Raw genomic sequence first — 2,082 nt, 5'->3', positions numbered from 1 at the left:
AGAACATGCCGCGACCCTATCCGTCCGCGAGCCCGGCCTCGGGTCGGCGCGTCAGTAGGCGCCGGTCACATAGGTGGGGATCGTGCCCACGTTGTCGTACATCCAGTCCGAGTCGGTGACCGTGACCCGGATGCAGCCGTGGGAGGCGGGGTAGGTCGGCACATCGGTCGAGCCGTGGACATACACCGCGCCGGTGATGTGGCGGCGGTTGTACATATTGCCGAAGTTCGAGATGTAGGCGAAGCGCCCGACATTGTGGGTCCCGCAGCCTTCGGGATAGAGGGAACTGCAGTGCCAGCCGCGGTCGGTGCTGCCGATGACATACCGCCCATTGGGGGTGGCATGTCCGCTCACGCCGGTCGAGATCGCCATCGCTTTCTGATAGCGGTTGTTCTTGACATAGACCATGGCCTGGCAGGTCTCCTGCGCCACGAGGTAGGTCGCATTGCCGAGATAGGACGACGCCGGGATGTCGGTGATCCGGGGGTACTTCTTCGCGTAGGCAACCAAGGTGTTGTAGGTCTTGGTGTCCAGGGCCGCGCGGCTGGTGCCGATGCCGCTCATCCGGCGGAAGGTGCACAGCCCGCGCAGGGTCTGTGGCCCGCTGACGCCGTCGGCGGTGCCTGTCGGAATTCCGTATTGCAGCATGATCTTCTGCGCGGCCAACACCCGGGCGTCGGCGGCCTTCGCCTCGGCCGCCTGGGCAGGCGCCTGGATCGTCACTGCCAGGCCGAGGGCCAACGCCGCGGCCCCGATCATGCTCCGGTTCGCCTTCATCAACTGCCTCCCTAGGTGCCGCGCGGATCTCGCGCATCCTATGCACCCTGACGCGCGAGCCGGCCATCAGGTTGTCTCACGTGCGCAAACGCTCGCGCAGCCACTCCCAGCGCTGTTGCAGGCGAGCCTCGAAACCACGATCGGTGGGCTGGTAGTAGTCCGTCCGGCCGTGCAGGTCGTCGGGCAGATATTGCTGCGCCGCAACGGCATCCGGCTGGTCGTGGGCATACACATAGCCGGCGCCGTGACCGAGTCGCTCCGCCCCGGCATAGCCGCTCCCCCGCAGGTGCGCGGGCACCGCCTCGCCCTTGCCGGCACGCACGTCGGCGATGGCCGCGTTGATGCCGGCATACGACGCATTGGACTTCGGCGCCAGCGCATTGTGGACGACGGCTTGGGCAAGGATGATCCGCGCCTCCGGCATCCCGATCTGGGCGACCGCGTGGAGCGCGGCCACCGCCGTTTGGAGGGCGGTCGGGTCGGCCATCCCCACGTCCTCGCTGGCGGCGATGACGATGCGCCGGGCGATGAATCGCGGGTCCTCGCCGGCCTCCAGCATCCGGGCGAGGTAGTGAAGTGCGGCATCGACATCGGACCCGCGCATCGACTTGATCAGGGCGGACGCGACGTCGTAGTGCTGGTCGCCGGTCTTGTCGTAGCGCACCGCCGCCTGGGCGATCGCCCGCTCGACGTGGGCGAGGGCGATGGGCGTGGGCGTCTCGTCGCCCCGCACCCCGCGCACGTCTTCGGCCACGCCGGCGGCGGCTTCAAGCGCGGTCAACGCGCGCCGGGCGTCACCGCCGCTGACCCGCACCAGGTGATCGCGCGCGTCCTCCGCCAGCACGTATGCCGCATCCAACCCCTCCGGCGCCGTCACTGCCGCATCGATCACCTCGCGAATGTCCTTCTCCCCCAGCGAGGTCAGTGTCACCAGCACCGAGCGAGAGAGCAACGGGGCGATCACCGAGAAGGACGGGTTCTCGGTCGTCGCGGCGACGAGGATGACCTGGCGGTTCTCGACCCCGGGCAGCAGCGCGTCTTGCTGGGCCTTGGTGAAGCGGTGGATCTCATCGAGGAAGAGCACCGTCTGACGGTCGAAGAGCGAACGATTGCGCTCGGCCGCCTCCATGACGGCGCGCACATCCTTGACCCCGGCCGTGACCGCGGAGAGTTCGACGAACTCCCGGCCGGCCGCACTCGCCACCAGATGCGCGAGGGTGGTCTTGCCGGTGCCCGGCGGCCCCCACAGGATGGCCGAGATCGGCCCCGCGCGGCCGCCGCTGCCCTCGATCAGCCGCCGCAGCG

The 2,082-nt window shown here is 68.9% G+C and carries 2 protein-coding genes; both read right to left on the bottom strand.

The genetic code is table 11. From position 1 onward, the window contains the following. Nucleotides 1-51: 51 nt before the first annotated feature. Nucleotides 52-777 carry a L,D-transpeptidase gene (locus tag PKH97_RS16185; protein WP_324388637.1) on the bottom strand — a complete coding sequence of 242 codons (726 nt, stop codon included), beginning with the start codon at nt 775-777 and terminating at the stop codon, nt 52-54. Nucleotides 778-853: 76 nt separating this feature from the next. Next, nucleotides 854-2,082: replication-associated recombination protein A (locus PKH97_RS16180; RefSeq protein WP_324388636.1), on the bottom strand; the 1,229-nt coding region annotated here is incomplete at its 5' end.

Source organism: Nostocoides sp. (assembly GCF_035343835.1).
GTDB lineage: Bacteria > Actinomycetota > Actinomycetes > Actinomycetales > Dermatophilaceae > Nostocoides_A > Nostocoides_A vanveenii.
The sequence above is the reverse complement of the archived record's forward strand: the minus strand, read 5'-3'. Positions and strand labels throughout refer to the sequence as shown.

What these genes read in the sequence shown, in the direction of transcription:
- PKH97_RS16185 (WP_324388637.1), bottom strand. Translation starts at nt 777, where the DNA reads ATGAAGGCGAACCGGAGCATGATCGGGGCCGCGGCGTTGGCCCTCGGC.